This is a genomic window from Fructilactobacillus frigidiflavus (assembly GCF_044054575.1).
GTDB classification, from domain to species: domain Bacteria; phylum Bacillota; class Bacilli; order Lactobacillales; family Lactobacillaceae; genus Fructilactobacillus; species Fructilactobacillus frigidiflavus.
Genome location: NZ_CP168716.1, coordinates 577,368 through 594,379, shown reverse-complemented (window position 1 = coordinate 594,379; position 17,012 = coordinate 577,368). Strand labels below are relative to the sequence as shown.

Sequence of the window (17,012 nt, the reverse complement as noted above, 5' to 3'; positions counted from 1 at the left end):
GTACCCTTTTAAGTATTATTTTGTTATTCTCTTTTTCCTTAGCTTTAGTTCAAGGAAAAGATTGGGGTTGGACTTCAGTTTCAATTATTACTTTGCTACTAACTTCAGCAATTTCTTTCATTGTATTTATCATGGTCGAACTAAAAGTTAAAAATCCAATGATAAATCTAAAACTATTTAAAGATCGAAATTTCACTGGTTCTTCCCTAGCCTTAATTCTTTGTAATTATTTTTTAGGTGGTTTCGTAATTTTAATTCCAACACTTTTAACGAAAGTTTATGGACATAGTGAGTTATCAGCCGCTTTATTGATTACACCCTATTCAATTTCCGTAATGTTTTCCGTAATTATTACTTCACTAATCATTAAAAAAGTTAATAATAAAGCAATCATCGCAATTGGATTTTTATTCATTGGTGCTGCTTACTATATGCTAGCTAATCTTAACCTTGATCATAATTCTTTACCTTTAATTTATGCTGGCATTGTTCTGGGAATTGGCTATGGAATGGTTGCATCAGCAGCAAACATTTTAGCTGCTTCTAATTTCCATGGGGCCCTACTAACTGACTCGCAAAGTGTTGCTAACGTTTTGAGACAAGTTGGGATGATTATCTCAATTGCTATTTTTGCTTCGTTATTAACCAATAATATCAATGATTCAAAAAGACATTTAATTAGTTATAGTGATAATCAAGTTCAAAAACTGGATGTCCAATCAGTTGTTAAAAATAAAATCACTAAAAAAATTCATCATAAACTAAATCCGAATAATAACAATGTTAGTAACGCCAACTCTAACTTAAACAAAAACAAATTTAAGGTTCCTAATAAAAAAGTTAAAATGATAAAATCATTGGCTTATTACAATGCGCTTAACCAGATTAGTTTAAAAACTAATGTTAACGCTAATGAATTGCCGGAAGCTACCAAAAAAGCAGTTTCAGCAAAAGTTAATAGTACGGTAAATCAAAAAACAAGAAAATCACATTAATAATCAAATAATGCCATTATTCCATGACTTAAAACATGAAATCAAGAAACATTTGAAGAATTCATTCCTAAATGTTTACAAAGCTATGATTTGGCTTCCATTCTTATCATTGTTAATCATTCCAATTTTTAAATTTAAAAGAAAAGAAAATTCTAAAGATTTAAAATTTAAGGATTTTAGATAGGATTGTTAAATGAATTTAATCTTTAATTTCTGGTTGTTACCCATCTTATTTATGTTGCATGATTTTGAAGAAATAATTTTTGTCCCAAGTTGGGTTGAAAAGCATGCTGCTTTTTTAAAAAACATGAAAAATCCTTTATTTGGAGCTGCTAAAAATTCAAGCCTTTTTTCAATAGCAGTCTTAGAAGAGTTCGTTATTTTAATTTTAGTAACAATAATCTGTTTTATAGAAAATAATTATCTTCTTTATCTCTCTTTTTTAATCGCTTATACGCTTCATTTTTTAATTCATTTTGGTACATCATTTTATTTCAAATTTTATTCACCTGGGGTAATAACAGCGTTGCTAGAATTGCCATTATTAATTTGGTTAATTTTAAAATATTATAAAATGTGTAACCCCAGCCTAGCTGGATTGTTAATATATTTAATTCCAACGTTAATATTTGTCACACTGAATCTTTTTATTACCCATAAACTTATAACGTGGTTTTACAGAAGAACTTTATTTAAAAATGGTAATTAAATAACCCAAAAAGGATCTAAAAGAATTAGTTGTTATCTAACTCTTTTAGATCCTTTATTTACTTTAAAATCATTTCCAATATTTAGGCATTAATTCAGTTAACTTAACTGCTTGTAAGGGTGATTGACTTACCAATATTTGTGTTCCCTGATTGCCATTTAACTGCATTAAAAATTCGCGACAAGCAACACAGGGCATCACGATTTCACCATTCTGTCTAACCGTAACAACTTTAATCACCTTAGATTTTTCGAAAGTTAACATCGTTCCAATTGCATTTCGTTCTGCACAAAATCCTAAAGAACAAGCAGTATCAACTGATACCCCCAAGTAGATATTCTCCTTATCCGTCAAAATTGCGGAAGCTACACTACCTGCAAAAATTGATTCAGAAATGTCATGACCATTACAAACCGACAAAGCTTTTTTATACAAATTATTCCATATTTCATTATTCATCATTTTCACCAATCAAGTAAAATCAATATTTATTTTCATTATTATATAATATATGTCACATTGCAAATTGCTTTAATATAATAAACCTACTTACGAGTATTCGACCATTTAACAATAAATTCAATTATGGTCTGCGTATACTTAACTAAATCATCAATTTTGATACTTTCATTAACTGAATGAGCACTATTTAAATTTCCTGGCCCGTAAATTACAGCTGGAATCTGATATTCACTAAACCAACCACCATCGGTTACAGAAGGATTATAACTAAGCACCGCTGGATTTTTCGTTACATTTTCAACAACGTCTTTCAGTAAAATCATTGGTTGACTTTTAACATCAATTTCCAAAGAAGGGAAAACCTCACCTTGATCTTCAATCATTGACTTCCCACCCCATTCAAAAGTGGGATGATGGTCACGCATCCAGACATCAGCATCCGCTACTCTCGTTATATAGTCTTCGACTTCTCTAGTTACAGAAGCATAAGATTCATTAGGATAAAAATGAATGGTTATCCAAAGGCGACATTCATCCGCAATAAAAGCCGGATTTCTTCCACCTTCAATTACAGCAGGATTAATCGTTGAAGTCCCTAAAGGAAATCCTGGATAAACTTTTTCAACAGCCCAGTCTCGTTCTAACTCTCCCAAAGCGGTAATGATTTTTGCCATTTTTTCAATTGCACTAGCACCTTTAGTTTGGCCACCAGCATGAATTAGTTTTCTCCTCATCCCATCATGGAAAGATTGCGGACTTTTAATGGTAATCCATCCGGTTATCACACCACCTTGGCCTTGTAATTCAAGATTATTCCCATCACCATTTAAAGCAAAATCTGCCGTATAACCTTTTTCTAATGTCGATAATGTTCCAGTTTCACCAACTTCTTCCCCAGTAACAGATTCAAAAATTATCTTTCCAGGAAGTTTGACTTTAGATTCATGTAAAATTTTTAAGGCTAACATAAAAGCTGCCATCGCACCTTTCATATCAGCTACTCCACGACCAATCAATTTTCCATCTTTTACTAATACCTGAAATGGATCTTGTAACCAAGCTTCGCCTTCATTAATTTGTGCAACATCAATATGACCATTCAAAATCAAACTTTGATATGCCGAATCTCCCTCATGAACTCCAACTAATTCATTGTCTCCTGGGTATAATTCCCATGTATTAGTAGTAAAATCAATTTTTTCTAAATAATCAGCAATCCATTGTTGTAACTTTTTCGTATTTCTTCCATTCGGCGCAGTGGTTGGATAAGAAACTAGTTTACGAACTAAATCAATTAATTCTGATTTATGTTCTAACACTTCGTCTTGTAAATTGATTTCATTCATCTTTATTTTCCTTCCACATCAAAACATTGTTGCCAGAATTCGTTTTCTAATTTCATACCTTGTTTAAATATTTCACATGCTTTTCTCCGTTCATCCTCGGAAGCTTGTTGCGCTACTTTTTCAATTTCTTCAAATAGTAGTTCACCTTCATTTGCAAAATCAGGATTAGTATAAAAATCAATCCACTTATCCCAAGGTTCCACATAATCTTTTTTCAAAGCTTTTAGTTTGAAAGCTAATGCAGCATATCCCCAAGCACATGGTTGTACACTTGCCAAAGAGATTAATAATGTCTGATCACGATTCTCGGCTAAAAATTTAAGATATTTTTTGGTTATTTTCCCCACTTGAACATATTTAGGATTATCTTTTTCTGAAAAATTACGATAATGTTGCATAAATTCATCACGAACTTCGTCTTCTTCAACATCTGCTTCGTTCGTTAAAACTTTGTATTTAGGAGTGTCATCTAAAGCTGAAAAACGCCGAGTAGCTTTGGTTAAATCTGCAAAAAATCCAGGGATACTTTCTTGATTCTCTGTATATCCTGCTAAATAAATGCCATCTTGGTTGATATAATACACTTCTTGTTCATCGGTAATTTTCCCCTTGATTACTGCTTGCATAAAATCTTGCTCTAAAGTTTGGTCTAAATAATCGTTACCAATCGTTCTCAATTCTTCTGAAAATTTTGTCATTTCTCCACCTCATCTAATTTTTTATAAAATAAAAAGTCCCCAGCATGAGCTGAGAACTCCAAAGTAAATTAGTTAAAGGACGACAAAAAATCTCCTTAAATTAGTAAAGTTTCCTGCGATAGTATTAGCTATATCAGGTTCTATGGGTATAATCTCAGCTCAACGCACCCCAACTTTTATTTTATTGGTTACGAGTATATCACACTTTTTTTAATTTAAGATTGACATCGGCTCAATTATCAAGTTTAATTACTTTGTAACCTAATTTAATATCTTTGGTTTGGGGTGCTAATTAAATTTAGCTGAGAAATACCCATGGAACCTGCTCCAGTTAGTACTGGCGAAGGGAAACCACTTAGCTTTATTCTAAAAATGTGCGTAATAAAGTTTAAGGACCACGCTATTAATGCTGGTCCTTTTTATTTTGTCACTATTATATTTTTAGGAGAATTAGGATGCCCTTTTCAAAAGAATTACTCACAGCAGCACAACCATATTTAGAAGCAGTTCAACAATGTGATTTTGTCAAAGCAATTGAAAAAAATCAGCTTGATAAAAAAGCGCTTGATTACTATGTATCTCAAGACTTAAAGTACGGGAATGTTGAAACTGAAGTTCAAGCATATTTAATTATTTATAGTAAAAAATTCGAAGAACAAAAATATTTTTCAAAACTTTTAACTGAACACTTAGGGATTGATGAATATGTTTTTAAGGGAATGACGGAACAAGATTGGGATAGTATCAAAAGTGCTGAAATGCAACCAATCACTTATTTATATACTCAACATTTATTAGAGCCAGTTAAAACTGGTAATCCGCTTGATATTTTAGCTTCCTTTGAAGCTGGCGTCTGGATTTATGTTGAATTGGTAAAATATTTAGCAAAAAAAAACGTGTTAACCAAAGATAATCCATTTTATGGCTGGGTCGAATGCCTAGAAGGCGATAATTATCAAAGTGTTTCAGATGGATTTCTCAAAATAATGGATGAGGAAGCAAAATCAACCTCTCCTGAACATTTAGCTAAAGTTAAAAATGCCTTTTTAAAGAGTTGTCTTTTAGAATGGTATTTCTTTGATGCTTCATACCGTCAAGTTACATGGGCAGATTGGAAACAAAATGCTTTCAAGGGGATTGAATCATGCTAGCTTTACTTATCGGTTGTATCCCTATTTTTTCATACGGTTTATTTCCCACCATTGCCACGATGATTGGAGGAAAGCCTAATCAGCAAATCTACGGAGCTTCCCTTGGAGCCCTTTTAGTAGCGGTAATCGTAACTTTTACTTTTCATATTCCCTTACCTTCTACCACAATTTTATTAATTGGAACTATTTCTGGAATCGGATGGGCCTTTGGTCAAACGATGGGCTTCATTGGTTATAAAATGGTGGGATCTTCGCGAGCACTACCCCTGCATACCGGAATTCAATTAGTCGTAAATTGTTTATGGGGTGTGATTGCACTGGGAAATTGGCCCACTTTACGGGACAAATTATTAGGTTTCAGTGCGTTAATTATCATTACCATCGGAACCTATTTAACCATTTGGTCCAAGCATCCCAAGAAAAGTAGTGTTAAAACGATGCGAATTGCCATTCTATTACAGATTTTGGGATCATTGGGATATTGGCTATATTCCGCCGCACCCCGATTTATTAACATTCCCGGACCAAAAGTCTTTTTAGCGCAAACAATTGGCATGGTCCTGGGGTCTAGCTTATACTGTTTGTTTACCATTAAAGTTGATAATGCTTTTACTGCTAAAGTGTCATATCAACAAATCGCCACTGGAATTTTATTTGGCTTTGGGATTTTAGCCTACTTCATTGTTGCGCAACCAAATATGTTAGGCTTGGCAACGGCTTACGTGATGTCACAAGTCTGTGTAGTGGTAGCAACTTTAACTGGAATTTTCTGGTTACACCAACGCAAAACCCAAACGGAGTTCATCGTCACCATGCTAGGACTAGTCCTAATCTTAGGTGCAGCTGTTTTAACGGTTCTGATTCAAAAATAACCAAAAAAGGAGCCCAGAAAGTTAACTTTCTGGGTTCCTTTTACTTAATGGCCTTAATTTCTGGAAAAACATCTGGTTGACTATTAGAATTTACGAGATTAAAAGCCCGACTGATTTCTTCTTTTGAATTAGTTTGATTAAGTGTTGAATTAATATGAATACCATAACGAATTTTTTCATCCGTACTATCCAAAACGGCATTCAAAAAAATATCATCTTTAGCTCGGTGAGAAATATTTTTAAATTCCTTCACTTTTCCCACAACTTGATAATTTTTACGTGTAATTTCAATTTTCTGTCCGACGACTAGTGGCCCATCGTACTGGGCGTAATCAAATTTATCATCAGAACTATCATTATCATAGGATTTATTATCTGAATTATAGGTAAATTCAATCTTTTTCCCGTTATCCAGTTGCACGTGAAAATCCTCATATCCTTTAGCTTTATCGTCAACTTTGGTAATTGTGCCTCTCCCCAAAGTTGTTGGTGAGACTTCTTTTAATTTAATGGTCTTAGCTAATTTAATTGCTTCATTTTCTTGCTGCTTTGCTTTTTGACTACCAAAATATCCAAATATGGTAATTGAAATAAAGATCAATGCTATGAACAATGTAAATATACGTTTTATTTTCATTCTGGTTGCCTCAGTTTTAAGCCATCACTATTTTTTACTAATTATAACAACTTTAAGGCTATCAAACAAAAAAGGAACGCAAAATTGCGTCCCAGTAACAGTTATTCTTAATAGGTTCCATTTTTACAGATACTAAAAATTGCTCCAATCATCCAAACGATAAATCCACCAATTGGAAAAATCAACCACCATTTTCGATCTACAAATTCCCAAAAATTCATGTTATCTTTTTCTGGAACTTATGCTTGCACTTTTTCTGGTGCTTCTGCAAAAATTAAAAAATCTAAAGAACAATCAAAAATCTTAGTAATTTTAATAATTGTTTCTAGATCTGGTGTGTCATCACCTGACTCCCAGCGAGAAACTGCCTGGCGTGATACAAACAACTTTTGTGCTAAATCTTCTTGGGATAATCCCTTTTCAGTTCGTAACTTTTTTAATTGTTCTGCAAATTTAACTGACATTTTTAGAGCTCCTTTTTTGTGTTTCTTCTATTATTATGTAAGCTTGGCAAATCGAAAAGCATTTATCAATATAAAGTGTCAATTATAAGGTTGAACCCTAGCAATTCTAACGAGCATGATGTCAATTTCAAATTGCCCCTACTTTCTCATTAATTTTTAAGCAATTATTTTACCCTTTAAATCTAACTCCATGATATACTGTGATTGTTGAGAGATACTCAACTGTTGTTTGACATTTGAATAGAGAGAGGATGACGCTTATGGCAATCGAAGAACCAGTTTACCGGAGCATTAGCATCGGCATGGTAAAAATTGGAATTGTAAATAATGGTGGTCAGATTATTGCTAACGTAATTGGTAATAATGTAATTACGATTAATGACAAAATCCAACGGGCAACTGTAACCGGACCAGATCGCACTGGCAGATTTGGAATTGGTGAATATATTTATTTCACCACCGACAAAAAGAAACATAATGTAATGGTTTCAGCTCCTGAAATGCAGGAACTTTTGGCTAATTAAAGTAGTTCCCTCCTAAAAATAAATACCTCGCAGAAATTAAAAAATAATTTTTGCGGGGTATTTTTATATAATTTTTGAAAATTTTACGATGCAGTAGAAGCTCCAGGTCATAATAATTGCCCGTGATAATGATCCAATGACACTACCAATACTAAAAAAACCAAATATATCAAAACTATGACAAAGTGTAAATATAGAAAAAATAGAGAAAACAAAAAGTAATATTAACCATTTAAATTTAATTTTCAATTTACTTTCTTGTTGATTACCAACTGCAAATAGTAAGATTACAACTAACAATTCAACAACTGTAAATCCATATATATTTATTTTAGTAAACATAGTAGTAATAAGATTAATCGAAAATAATACAGAATTAATCCAGTATAACCAAATTAATTTCTTAGGAATAACATTTTTTCTTTCAATCTCTAAAAAGTAACTTAAGTCTTCATCAAAAACATCAGCCAATGACTTAAGCATTTTCAAATCTGGATTACTGCGATTATTTTCCCAACTAGATAGTGTTTTCCGGGAAACGTTCAATTTGTCCGATACTTCTTGTTGCGTTAAATTAGCGGATTGTCTAGCCTTTTTTATCTTATCAGCAATATTCATATCTTCAATCCTTCGCTTTTCCAATCATTATACTAGAACATTAATTTACTGTATAGGTTACTAAAATATAAATTGTGCAATTATAGGATTATTCAAAAAACGTAAGAAGAATAACAATAGCAAATAACATTGCGTTAATAAAATATACCCAAAGGAAAAGGGTTGACTCGTGATTTTGTGGTTCAATGTCTAAAAAATAATTTATGTCTTTACCAAAAACATCAGCCAATGATTTAAGCATTTCTAAATCTGGATTGCTCCGATTATTTTCCCAACCAGACAAAGTTTTTCGCGAAATATTCAGTTTATCCGATACTTCTTGTTGCGTTAAATTAGCGGATTGTCTAGCTTTTTTTATTTTATCGGCAATACTCATGGCTTCGTCCTTTGCTTTTTTCATCATTATACTAAACTACTACTTTTCTGTATAGATTATCAAAAGATGAACAGCCTAAGTTAGCTAAAATCATACGCTGACTATTGCAGCGCCTGTCTTATAACCTAAGCATCACTGATTTAAGGCTAATTAAGTAAGAAAAATGTGATAATCTAGTGTAAACCGAAGAAGGAGTGAGTCATTATGGCAAAGACACCAAACAGTAAAGTAGGTACAATTATTCTTATATTTTTCATTGCAGCTGGAATTGCTAGTTTTACTAAATCTAATACATCAATTTGGTTTAAAGTCTTAATGGGAATAGCAATTGTACTTTCAGTTTATGCATTGAGTGAAAAAATTTACTTACATTTTAAAAATAAATAATTAAAGGAAGTGAGTCATTATGTTGAAAATTTTAAAATTTTTTAGAAATAACGGACCGTGGATTATTGGAACTCTCTTTGTAATAGAAGGAATTTATGCATTAGTAAATAAAAATTTACCAACATGGCTGTTCATCGGCGTTATTTTATCCACTTCATTTTTCACCTACAACACGATAAAATTCTTATATTTGAAGTTTAACCACAATTAAGGGAGCGATTAAATATGATAAAATTTTTAATTATGTTTAGAAATAATGGTCCATTGATTATTTACACGTTGTTATTTATCGAGGGAATTTATGCTTTAGTAAATAGAAATTTACCAACATGGCTGTTCATCGGCGTTATTTTATCCGTTTTTATTTTCGCCTACAATATTGGAAAATTCTTATATTTGAAGTTTAAACACAATTAAAGGAGCAATTAAACATGCTAAAATTTTTAATTATGTTTAGAAATAACGGACCATGGATTATTTGTACGTTGTTATTTATCGGTGGAATTCACACATTAATAGTTAAAGATTTACCAGTGTGGCTCTTTATTGCCGTTATTTTTTCAGTATTATTTTTTGCTTTTAAAGCAGTTCAAATTCTCTACTACAAGTTCAAAAATAAAGTTTGATAAAAAATCAGCTAACGACCATTTTTAACAATTGTCGTTAGCTGATTTTTTAGTTAGCATCAATAAAATTAATGTTGCCGCTTTGTTTAATTTCTTCTGAAAGACTCAAGATTGGAAGATTATATCCCGGAAAACTATTTGATTGGGCACTTAAAGTATTCACGATTTGACGTAAATATGGATAAGCGGTATCTAACGCCTCCGTCTTCAACATTTTTCTCATTTTGGTAATGTCAGATTGGTTCGCTTTAAACTGTCCCGCTTTCAATTTAAAATTGAAAATATTAAGCATTTCTACTCTTAAGAAAAAGGGAGATTCAGGATTTTCGAGTGATCCCACCTCACACTGTAGCCGAACATAACCCGTTTTATCGACACTTGAAAAAATAATGTCGACTGCCAAGCCCAAATCCATCGTAGTTCCACTTGGATTATCAAAGTCGTAATCATCATTAAGCATAAAATTAAATGCTGAAACGTTGTAATCGATTAATTCCATCTCTTTAATCAAAGTTTTTTCTCCTATTAATTGATATTTCTTGTAATTATACTATAGCTAGCTTAGTTAGCCTATGGGGAATAGCCATAAATTATAATCTCACAAATCAATCTTGAACTGATTTATTTTTAGCATTTAGTACATAAATTCACAAAAACTATCCTATCAAAGAACTTTATATGATAAAATAAAAGCCTGTGTTTAATGTATGCGATTACATTTATTATTATAATTACATTTGGAGGACCAATATGAGTATTACAGATGCATTCGTGAAGACCCTAACTAATCCTAGTATTGTTAGTGCCATCACTTCAACGATTTTTATTATCTTACTTGGTTTTTACCTTCGTAAGAAAAATATTTTTTCCGAACAATTCGGAAAAAACTTGGCAGAAGTTACATTAACGGTTGCCATTCCCGCCTTGGCCTTGAATTCATTCATGGCACCCATTGACGGTAAAACCCTTGCCGAAGGAATTAGCGTTTTAATTTGGGGCTTTTTAATCATCTTAATTTTAATGTTTGCAGCTCCCTTACTTTACGCTAAGGTCAACAAAAACGAACGGGAAGTTATGGGAATCTTGACCACTTTTGGTTCAACTACTTTCTTTGGAATTCCCATTGTTGGGGCCGTGCTTGGACCTAAAGGAATTATGTACAGTTCTATTTTCAACATTGGTTACCGCGTTTTTCTCTATTCCTATGCCTACATCAAGATGTCTGGCTTAAAAATGGAGATGAAAAACGTTAAGAAAATGTTCCTTAATCCCATCGTGATTGCCACTTTCTTAGGTTTATTCTTATGGTTAGTGCAAGCATATGCCCCTCAAGTTACCGTCCCAACCTTCGTGAAAGGTGCCATTGATGCTAAAGCGGGCATGCACTCCGTTGCTTTCTTTAGAATTGACCAAACTGCATTGTGGATTTGGACGCCTTTAAATTACCTAGCTCAATTAGCATCACCACTAGCTTGGCTATCAATTGGGGTGACCCTTGGTTCAATTTCATTTGGTCAAGCTGCTTCAAGTAAAATTTCCTGGTACTACGCTTGCAACAAAATTATCTTAGTTCCGTTATTTACGCTAGTAGTAGCTGGCGGCCTTTCAGCAATGGGCATTCTACCAATGAGTTTCGTTGCGATTGCTACGATGGTAATTATGATGGCAACCCCAACCGCTACCGTTGCGTCTGCCTATGCCATTAGTTTTAACCGAAATGCCATTTTGGCTTCCAACGCATCGCTAGTATCGACTGTCTTAGCCGTGATCATGATGCCAATTTGGATTGCCATTTTACAAGTGATTAATAGTGCTGGATTAATTAAATAATTAGGAGAGTTCATTTATGAAAATCACCGCTTATGGTGTCAGACCGATTGAAGTTCCATACTTCGAAAAATTAAATACTTATAATTACGAATTAAACTTAGTTCCTGAAATGTTAGATCACGAAAATGTGATTGCTGCTAAGGGTTCTGAGGCTGTTTTACTGCGAGGAACCTGTGCCGGTGACCACGAAAACTTGGCTAAATTTAAAAGTTGGGGAATTGATTATGTTTTCACCCGGACCGTTGGTTTTGACCACGTTGATCTAGAAGCTGCCAAAGAACTCGGCATTAAAGTTGCTCGCGTGCCCGGATATTCTCCCTATGCCGTGGCTGAACTAGCTATGACCTTAGGTATGACTCTATTCAGAAAAGTCGGCGCCGAAATGACGAATACTCATCAAGGTAACTTTAAAGTCCTAGATTCCTACTTTAGTAAAGAAATTCATAGTTCTACTGTGGGAATCATTGGTTGTGGTCGCATTGGAGCAACCGAAGCCAGCTTATATGGTGGCATGGGCACTAAAGTGATTGGTTATGATACGCATGCTAACGGGGAAAACGTCAAAAATGGCGTTCCGTTAGTTAGTTTAGAAACCTTGTTACAGGAATCCGATATCGTTTCCCTCCACGTTCCTTTTATTCCTGGTGATACCGAAAATTTAATTGACACCAAGGAATTGGCCATGATGAAAGATGATGCCATCTTGATTAATACCGCTCGTGCTCAAGTAGTAAACATGGCAGCGGTAACGGAAGCCTTGGCTAACCAACATTTAGGTGGCTATGGAGCTGATGTGGTGGTCGATGAAGGCCATATTTTTGGCAAAGGCTTTGCTAAGCTAAGTGATTTACCCAATGCTGGTGTTTACCAAATGATGGAACAATTTCCGAATGTCATTGTGACTCCGCACGTCGGTTCCTTTACCGAACCTGCGTTAGAAGACATGATTTCCGTTAGTTACCAAAACTTCCATGATGTTTTAACCACTGGTACTTGTCCAAATGAATTAGTATAAGCCAATTAAAAAACCTCAGAAAATTTTTTCTGGGGTTTTTTGGTATCTATTTTTAATCTGGTAACAAACTCAAATCGCCAATCGTGGCTGCCATAATCGCCATAATCGAATACTTCCGGTTCCCTGCTTGTTGGAATTGCCGACCAAACTGACTTTGAAAGACTTCATCCGTCACTTCCATTTCTGGAGTCGTTAAGCCATCGTATTTTTCAATCACCGCTTGAGCAACTTCGGTATTAGCATCATGAAAGGCTGGTAAACAGTGCAGAAAAATCAACTCATCGTCTGGGGTCCCGGTTTGTTGCAATAAAGCTGAATTAACTTGATAAGGTATTAACTGGTTAATCCGTTCTTGCCAGTTATTTTCTCCCATTGAGACCCAGACATCCGTGTAAATTACATTAGAACCGTGGACTCCTGTAGCTAAGTCATCCGTAATTAACAGTTCGGCACCTGACGCTTCCGCGGCTTGTTGAGCCAACACTTGGACTGCGGCACTAGGTTGCAAAGCTTTCGGTGCCACAATGTGGACGTTGACCCCCAACATGGCACCGGTAACTAAGAGTGAGTTAGCGACATTATTGTGCCCATCACCCACAAAAGTTAACGTAATTCCTGATAACGTCCCAAAGTTTTCTTTAATCGTCATAAAGTCCGCAATCATTTGGGTCGGATGCCATTCATCCGATAAACCGTTCCAAACTGGAATCCCGGCCTGTGCAGCCATCGTTTCCATATCAGCTTGGCGAAATCCCCGATATTCAATTCCATCTGCCATTTCGCCAAACACTTGCGCTGAATCTGCCACTGATTCTTTGACGCCAAACTGACTGGCCGTCGGATCAATGTAAGCAGTATGTGCCCCCATATCCTGACCACCAAGTTCAAAAGCTAACCGCGTCCGCGTCGAAGTTTTTTGAAATAGTAAAATTAAATCTTTGTCATGCAAATATTTGGGCACTTTCCCAGTTGATTGCTTAGTGTGCTTAATTTGTAACCCAAAATCAATTAAAGCGTTCAGTTGTGCGGGGGTAAAATCGGTTTCTTGTAAAAATGATTGTCCTTGAAAACTGTTTAATAATGCTAAATTTGTCATTTGTTTACTCCTCTTAGTTATGTTGTAATTTCTTTTCCCATAGGTTCAATAGTCTGGTCAACGTGAAGGTTAGTAAGAAGTACATTACCATCACGACTACAATTGGCGCCACGCCCCGGTAAGTATCAGCCCGTACGATGTTAAGTTCGTAAACCAAATCAGTTACTCCAATAATTGACACAATTGAGCTTTCCTTAATTACCGAAATAAATTCATTCCCCAAGGCTGGCCAAATATTTTTCAAGGCCTGCGGTAAAATCACGAACCGCATTGCATCGGTTTTAGAAAGTCCCAAACTCTGCGTGGCTTCGGCCTGACCTTTAGATACCGAATTAATTCCACCCCGAATGACTTCACAAACATAAGCCGCACTGTTTAACGTGACCGCTAACATCCCCGCTTCAAGTGCTGGAAAATTAACTAACAGCCCAACTCCAAAATAAACTAACAGCACTTGTACCATCAAAGGGGTACCCCGGACAACTTCTACATAAGCATTCGCTGGCCAACTCAACCAAACCTGGTGACTAAGTTTCATCAAAGCTAATACAATCCCTAAAATAATCCCACCAAGGACTGCGACAATCGAGATGAGTAAGGTATATTCCAATCCTTTTGCAAAGTAAGTCCAGTAATGCCACATTGAAGTGTCGACCGTGTTCGTTTTCATTTCTTTACTGGCCGTCTTCATGTATTGGGGAAGTAAATGGTCTTTTTCAATTTGATCAATGGTCTGGTTAGCTGCGTGAACCATGCTGGTATCACCCTTCCGAAAGACCATTGCACACCCGGTATCTTTTTTACTGAGTTGATAATCAGCTGGAATCATTTTTAAATCTGGATCATTTTGGACATAAGCTTCCCCAACCGGTTTTTCAACTCCCACAGCATCCACCTTGTGTGTCTTCACGCCCAAAATTAAGTCATTGGTTTTTTCCATACTAGTGAGTTTAGACCCGGTGAGATGCTTTTTGGCTAAATCTTGTTGTAAAGTTCCCGTTTGGGTCCCGACTACTTTCCCCTTTAAATCAGACTGGTGTTTAATTTGCTCAGCGTCTTGTTTATTAATTAAGAAACACTGCCCACCTTGATAGTAAATTTTAGAAAACTCAGCACTCTGTTCCCGTTCTGCCGTTGGATTAATTCCGCCAATCGCCATATCAGCTTTCCCCGTCTCCACGGCGACTAGGACTGATGACCATGACATATTTTTAATCACTAATTTAACGCCCAAGTCATGGGCAAATTGCTTAATAATTTCAATGTCTAACCCAGCATCACTTGCATGGCCATGATGATTAACTTGAAATTCAAACGGTGGATAATCTGGTGATAACGCGACCGTCAATTCCCCTTTCTCTTTGACTTGTTGTAAGGTATCATCCGCGTGAACGGGCTGACTAACCGCCAATCCGAGCACTAACATGGCACTCAGCAAGAGTAATTGTAAAATTTTCTTCATTTTTTTCAGCTCCTTTTTTTCCAAACAAAAAACGCCCCTTAATTATCTCTAACTAAAGGACGCTTGTACGCGGTACCACCTCTATTATGTTGTGAAAACAACATCTCTCCCAATCCAGCTTCGAATCGTTGGCTCGGTAATGGGAGCACCCAGTATGGTTTTTAATCGCATACAACATTTAGATGACGTTCATTTTTTAAGAGTTGATATTTCGCACTACCCAATATCTCACTGAAACTCTTAGAAAAACTACTACTTTCTAATTAACGTTTACATTTTTAAGTTTTTACTATCATAGCATAATTAAGGAAAAGCACAACCATTTTTTGAAAAATAGTTCGCCTTTATTCCGTTACATCAATATGATAATTAATAAAGTTCGCTAATTACCCATAAAGTGGTTGACAGTTGTTTAAATTAATTGTTTAATATTAGTAACAAATAAAGAGGGGAAAGATAATTATGAACAGTCACATGATGAACCAAACCAGTTTTTATTTTTACTTTACTTGGTATAACGACGTATCTAAGTAAGGTAATTTTTGGTTGCCTAGTTAGATACCACTAAGGAATTCTAACTAGGTTCATCACAGATTGGATAATAATGATTTCCGATAACGAGTGTGTTTAATCCCAGTTAGTTTTCCGTGACTAACTGGGATTTTTTGTTTATATACGAAAGGAATTTTGATGATGAAAACTGAAATTAAAACACACACGTTAAATATTTTAAACGGAATGGCAATTGGAATTATCGTCGCCTTAGTTCCCGGAGCGATTCTAAATGCAATTGTGAAACCCCTCTTGCCACATGCTCCCTTTTTAAGTTTCGTTTTAGTCTTAACTAGTTTAGCCGCGATGATTCTGCCAGCAACCAGTGCTGTTTGTGTCGGCATGTTAGCGAAATTTACTCCGATTCAAACTGCCTCCTTAGCACTAGCTGCTACGATTGGCGCCGGAAATGCACAGGTCGTTAAAGGAGCAATTACCGTTAATGGAAGTGGCAATGTTTTAAACATTGGAATTACGATTGCGGTGGCCTACTGCTTAATCATGGTACTGGGCAAAAAGCTCAAAGATTTAACGATTTTATTATTGCCCACTTTAACCATGTTAATTGGGGGCGGAATTGGGATGTTAACCCTCAAACCAGTTAATCAATTTACCATGGACATCGGTTTTGGGATTGCACGAATTACCGGATTACAACCCGTTTTAATGGGGATTTTAATTGGAATTTGTTTTGCGATTCTCGTTGTTTCTCCCATTAGCTCAGTGGGAATTGCCACTGCAATTGGCATTAATGGCATTGCCGCTGGATCCGCTAATCTTGGAATTGTCGCTGCTTCCTTTGCCATCGCGATTGCGGGAGCGAAAGCCAATTCATTTGGTACGACGATTTCACATTTTGTGGGAACGCCCAAAATTCAAATGGCCAACATTTTAGCCAAGCCTAAATTATTAATTCCTTCCATAATTAATGCAGGAATTTTAGGTGGCTTAGGGGCCATTTTCAACATTAAAGGAACACCGATCAGTGCAGGCTTTGGTTTATCAGGTTTAGTTGGTCCCTTAGCTGATTTAGATGCCCATCCACACGCTTCTGCTTTCCACCTAATCATGGTGCTAGTCTTATTCATCGTTTTACCAGTCTTGCTAGGCTTCATCAGTCGTTTTATTTTCACCGATAAGTTAAACTTACAAAAAGCCGAAGATCTCAAATTAGATTACAAATAAAGGAGAA

The 17,012-nt window shown here is 35.3% G+C and carries 19 protein-coding genes, 1 pseudogene and 2 riboswitches; of the genes and pseudogenes, 10 read left to right on the top strand and 10 right to left on the bottom strand.

The annotated features are described in order from the left end of the window. Positions 1–20: 20 nt before the first annotated feature. Both ACEPSS_RS03010 and ACEPSS_RS03005 read left to right on the top strand, forming a co-directional pair. Positions 21–995 (top strand): MFS transporter, encoded by a 975-nt coding sequence (locus ACEPSS_RS03010; protein ID WP_395320061.1) that lies wholly within the window; start codon positions 21–23, stop codon positions 993–995. Positions 996–1,188: 193 nt separating this feature from the next. Beyond that, positions 1,189–1,704: an HXXEE domain-containing protein gene (locus tag ACEPSS_RS03005; protein ID WP_395320059.1), complete on the top strand. Its 516-nt coding sequence runs from the start codon at positions 1,189–1,191 to the stop codon at positions 1,702–1,704. A 69-nt stretch (positions 1,705–1,773) separates the two neighbouring features. On the opposite strand, the gene ACEPSS_RS03000 is transcribed toward ACEPSS_RS03005, so the two are convergent. The 3 genes from ACEPSS_RS03000 to ACEPSS_RS02990 form a co-directional block, all read right to left on the bottom strand. After that, positions 1,774–2,166 (bottom strand): cytidine deaminase family protein, encoded by a 393-nt coding sequence (locus ACEPSS_RS03000; protein ID WP_395320057.1) that lies wholly within the window; start codon positions 2,164–2,166, stop codon positions 1,774–1,776. Positions 2,167–2,249: 83 nt separating this feature from the next. Next, positions 2,250–3,512, bottom strand: a complete 1,263-nt coding sequence (locus tag ACEPSS_RS02995; RefSeq protein ID WP_395320055.1) for an acetylornithine deacetylase — start codon at positions 3,510–3,512, stop codon at positions 2,250–2,252. Positions 3,513–3,514: 2 nt separating this feature from the next. Beyond that, entirely contained in the window at positions 3,515–4,210 is a 696-nt protein-coding gene (locus tag ACEPSS_RS02990; RefSeq protein ID WP_395320053.1) for a hypothetical protein, read from the bottom strand. Between the two features lie 93 nt (positions 4,211–4,303). Continuing rightward, positions 4,304–4,392: riboswitch (TPP riboswitch) on the bottom strand. An 89-nt stretch (positions 4,393–4,481) separates the two neighbouring features. Further along, a riboswitch (TPP riboswitch) is annotated at positions 4,482–4,576 on the top strand. Positions 4,577–4,665: 89 nt separating this feature from the next. Between ACEPSS_RS02990 and ACEPSS_RS02985 the strand changes: the two genes are divergently transcribed. Together ACEPSS_RS02985 and ACEPSS_RS02980 are read left to right on the top strand one after the other, a co-directional pair. Further along, complete coding sequence (locus ACEPSS_RS02985) at positions 4,666–5,361, top strand: TenA family protein (RefSeq protein ID WP_395320052.1); 696 nt, start codon at positions 4,666–4,668, stop codon at positions 5,359–5,361. Further along, on the top strand, positions 5,355–6,233 hold the full coding sequence (locus tag ACEPSS_RS02980; RefSeq protein ID WP_395320050.1) for a GRP family sugar transporter: 879 nt from the start codon (positions 5,355–5,357) through the stop codon (positions 6,231–6,233). Before ACEPSS_RS02985 ends, ACEPSS_RS02980 begins: the two co-directional genes overlap by 7 nt. Before the next feature lie 40 nt (positions 6,234–6,273). On the opposite strand, the gene ACEPSS_RS02975 is transcribed toward ACEPSS_RS02980, so the two are convergent. Both ACEPSS_RS02975 and ACEPSS_RS02970 read right to left on the bottom strand, forming a co-directional pair. After that, positions 6,274–6,870 (bottom strand): hypothetical protein, encoded by a 597-nt coding sequence (locus tag ACEPSS_RS02975; protein ID WP_395320048.1) that lies wholly within the window; start codon positions 6,868–6,870, stop codon positions 6,274–6,276. Between the two features lie 107 nt (positions 6,871–6,977). Further along, positions 6,978–7,334: pseudogene (locus ACEPSS_RS02970) on the bottom strand (helix-turn-helix transcriptional regulator). Between the two features lie 260 nt (positions 7,335–7,594). Here ACEPSS_RS02970 and ACEPSS_RS02965 point away from each other — a divergent pair. Continuing rightward, a complete protein-coding gene (locus ACEPSS_RS02965) occupies positions 7,595–7,858 on the top strand; it encodes a hypothetical protein (protein ID WP_395320046.1) in 264 nt (87 codons plus the stop codon). 63 nt (positions 7,859–7,921) lie between these two features. On the opposite strand, the gene ACEPSS_RS02960 is transcribed toward ACEPSS_RS02965, so the two are convergent. Further along, positions 7,922–8,476 (bottom strand): helix-turn-helix domain-containing protein, encoded by a 555-nt coding sequence (locus ACEPSS_RS02960; protein ID WP_395320044.1) that lies wholly within the window; start codon positions 8,474–8,476, stop codon positions 7,922–7,924. Positions 8,477–8,564: 88 nt separating this feature from the next. Further along, complete coding sequence (locus ACEPSS_RS02955; protein ID WP_395320042.1) at positions 8,565–8,879, bottom strand: helix-turn-helix domain-containing protein; 315 nt, start codon at positions 8,877–8,879, stop codon at positions 8,565–8,567. A gap of 177 nt (positions 8,880–9,056) precedes the next feature. Here ACEPSS_RS02955 and ACEPSS_RS02950 point away from each other — a divergent pair, with 177 nt between their 5' ends. Both ACEPSS_RS02950 and ACEPSS_RS02945 read left to right on the top strand, forming a co-directional pair. Beyond that, on the top strand, positions 9,057–9,239 hold the full coding sequence (locus tag ACEPSS_RS02950) for a hypothetical protein (protein WP_395320040.1): 183 nt from the start codon (positions 9,057–9,059) through the stop codon (positions 9,237–9,239). A 431-nt stretch (positions 9,240–9,670) separates the two neighbouring features. Beyond that, positions 9,671–9,865 (top strand): hypothetical protein, encoded by a 195-nt coding sequence (locus ACEPSS_RS02945; RefSeq protein WP_395320038.1) that lies wholly within the window; start codon positions 9,671–9,673, stop codon positions 9,863–9,865. A gap of 49 nt (positions 9,866–9,914) precedes the next feature. Here the strand turns inward: ACEPSS_RS02945 and ACEPSS_RS02940 are convergent, their stop codons facing one another. After that, the gene (locus ACEPSS_RS02940) at positions 9,915–10,376 is read right to left on the bottom strand and encodes a hypothetical protein (RefSeq protein WP_395320036.1); all 462 of its coding nucleotides are present in this window, start codon (positions 10,374–10,376) and stop codon (positions 9,915–9,917) included. A 239-nt stretch (positions 10,377–10,615) separates the two neighbouring features. On the opposite strand from ACEPSS_RS02940, the gene ACEPSS_RS02935 reads away from it, so the two are divergent. Then, on the top strand, positions 10,616–11,695 hold the full coding sequence (locus ACEPSS_RS02935; RefSeq protein ID WP_395320035.1) for an AEC family transporter: 1,080 nt from the start codon (positions 10,616–10,618) through the stop codon (positions 11,693–11,695). 16 nt (positions 11,696–11,711) lie between these two features. Continuing rightward, positions 11,712–12,710, top strand: coding sequence for an NAD(P)-dependent oxidoreductase (locus tag ACEPSS_RS02930; RefSeq protein WP_395320033.1), 999 nt, complete (start codon positions 11,712–11,714; stop codon positions 12,708–12,710). A gap of 52 nt (positions 12,711–12,762) precedes the next feature. On the opposite strand, the gene argF is transcribed toward ACEPSS_RS02930, so the two are convergent. Together argF and ACEPSS_RS02920 are read right to left on the bottom strand one after the other, a co-directional pair. Beyond that, entirely contained in the window at positions 12,763–13,806 is a 1,044-nt protein-coding gene (gene argF / locus ACEPSS_RS02925; RefSeq protein WP_395320032.1) for an ornithine carbamoyltransferase, read from the bottom strand. A gap of 13 nt (positions 13,807–13,819) precedes the next feature. After that, on the bottom strand, positions 13,820–15,268 hold the full coding sequence (locus ACEPSS_RS02920) for an ABC transporter substrate-binding protein/permease (protein WP_395320030.1): 1,449 nt from the start codon (positions 15,266–15,268) through the stop codon (positions 13,820–13,822). Between the two features lie 693 nt (positions 15,269–15,961). Between ACEPSS_RS02920 and ACEPSS_RS02915 the strand changes: the two genes are divergently transcribed. Then, positions 15,962–17,005, top strand: a complete 1,044-nt coding sequence (locus tag ACEPSS_RS02915) for a PTS sugar transporter subunit IIC (protein WP_395320468.1) — start codon at positions 15,962–15,964, stop codon at positions 17,003–17,005. The last annotated feature ends 7 nt before the right edge of the window (positions 17,006–17,012 follow it).

Coding starts and splice junctions, on each gene's coding strand:
- ACEPSS_RS02930 (WP_395320033.1), top strand. CDS start 11,712: ATGAAAATCACCGCTTATGGTGTCAGACCGATTGAAGTTCCATACTTC.
- ACEPSS_RS02960 (WP_395320044.1), bottom strand. CDS start 8,476: ATGAATATTGCTGATAAGATAAAAAAGGCTAGACAATCCGCTAATTTA.
- ACEPSS_RS02990 (WP_395320053.1), bottom strand. CDS start 4,210: ATGACAAAATTTTCAGAAGAATTGAGAACGATTGGTAACGATTATTTA.
- ACEPSS_RS02955 (WP_395320042.1), bottom strand. CDS start 8,879: ATGATGAAAAAAGCAAAGGACGAAGCCATGAGTATTGCCGATAAAATA.
- ACEPSS_RS02975 (WP_395320048.1), bottom strand. CDS start 6,870: ATGAAAATAAAACGTATATTTACATTGTTCATAGCATTGATCTTTATT.
- ACEPSS_RS02950 (WP_395320040.1), top strand. CDS start 9,057: ATGGCAAAGACACCAAACAGTAAAGTAGGTACAATTATTCTTATATTT.
- ACEPSS_RS02920 (WP_395320030.1), bottom strand. CDS start 15,268: ATGAAGAAAATTTTACAATTACTCTTGCTGAGTGCCATGTTAGTGCTC.
- ACEPSS_RS02995 (WP_395320055.1), bottom strand. CDS start 3,512: ATGAATGAAATCAATTTACAAGACGAAGTGTTAGAACATAAATCAGAA.
- ACEPSS_RS02945 (WP_395320038.1), top strand. CDS start 9,671: ATGCTAAAATTTTTAATTATGTTTAGAAATAACGGACCATGGATTATT.
- ACEPSS_RS02915 (WP_395320468.1), top strand. CDS start 15,962: ATGAAAACTGAAATTAAAACACACACGTTAAATATTTTAAACGGAATG.
- ACEPSS_RS02980 (WP_395320050.1), top strand. CDS start 5,355: ATGCTAGCTTTACTTATCGGTTGTATCCCTATTTTTTCATACGGTTTA.
- ACEPSS_RS02965 (WP_395320046.1), top strand. CDS start 7,595: ATGGCAATCGAAGAACCAGTTTACCGGAGCATTAGCATCGGCATGGTA.
- argF (WP_395320032.1), bottom strand. CDS start 13,806: ATGACAAATTTAGCATTATTAAACAGTTTTCAAGGACAATCATTTTTA.
- ACEPSS_RS02935 (WP_395320035.1), top strand. CDS start 10,616: ATGAGTATTACAGATGCATTCGTGAAGACCCTAACTAATCCTAGTATT.
- ACEPSS_RS02985 (WP_395320052.1), top strand. CDS start 4,666: ATGCCCTTTTCAAAAGAATTACTCACAGCAGCACAACCATATTTAGAA.
- ACEPSS_RS03000 (WP_395320057.1), bottom strand. CDS start 2,166: ATGATGAATAATGAAATATGGAATAATTTGTATAAAAAAGCTTTGTCG.
- ACEPSS_RS03005 (WP_395320059.1), top strand. CDS start 1,189: ATGAATTTAATCTTTAATTTCTGGTTGTTACCCATCTTATTTATGTTG.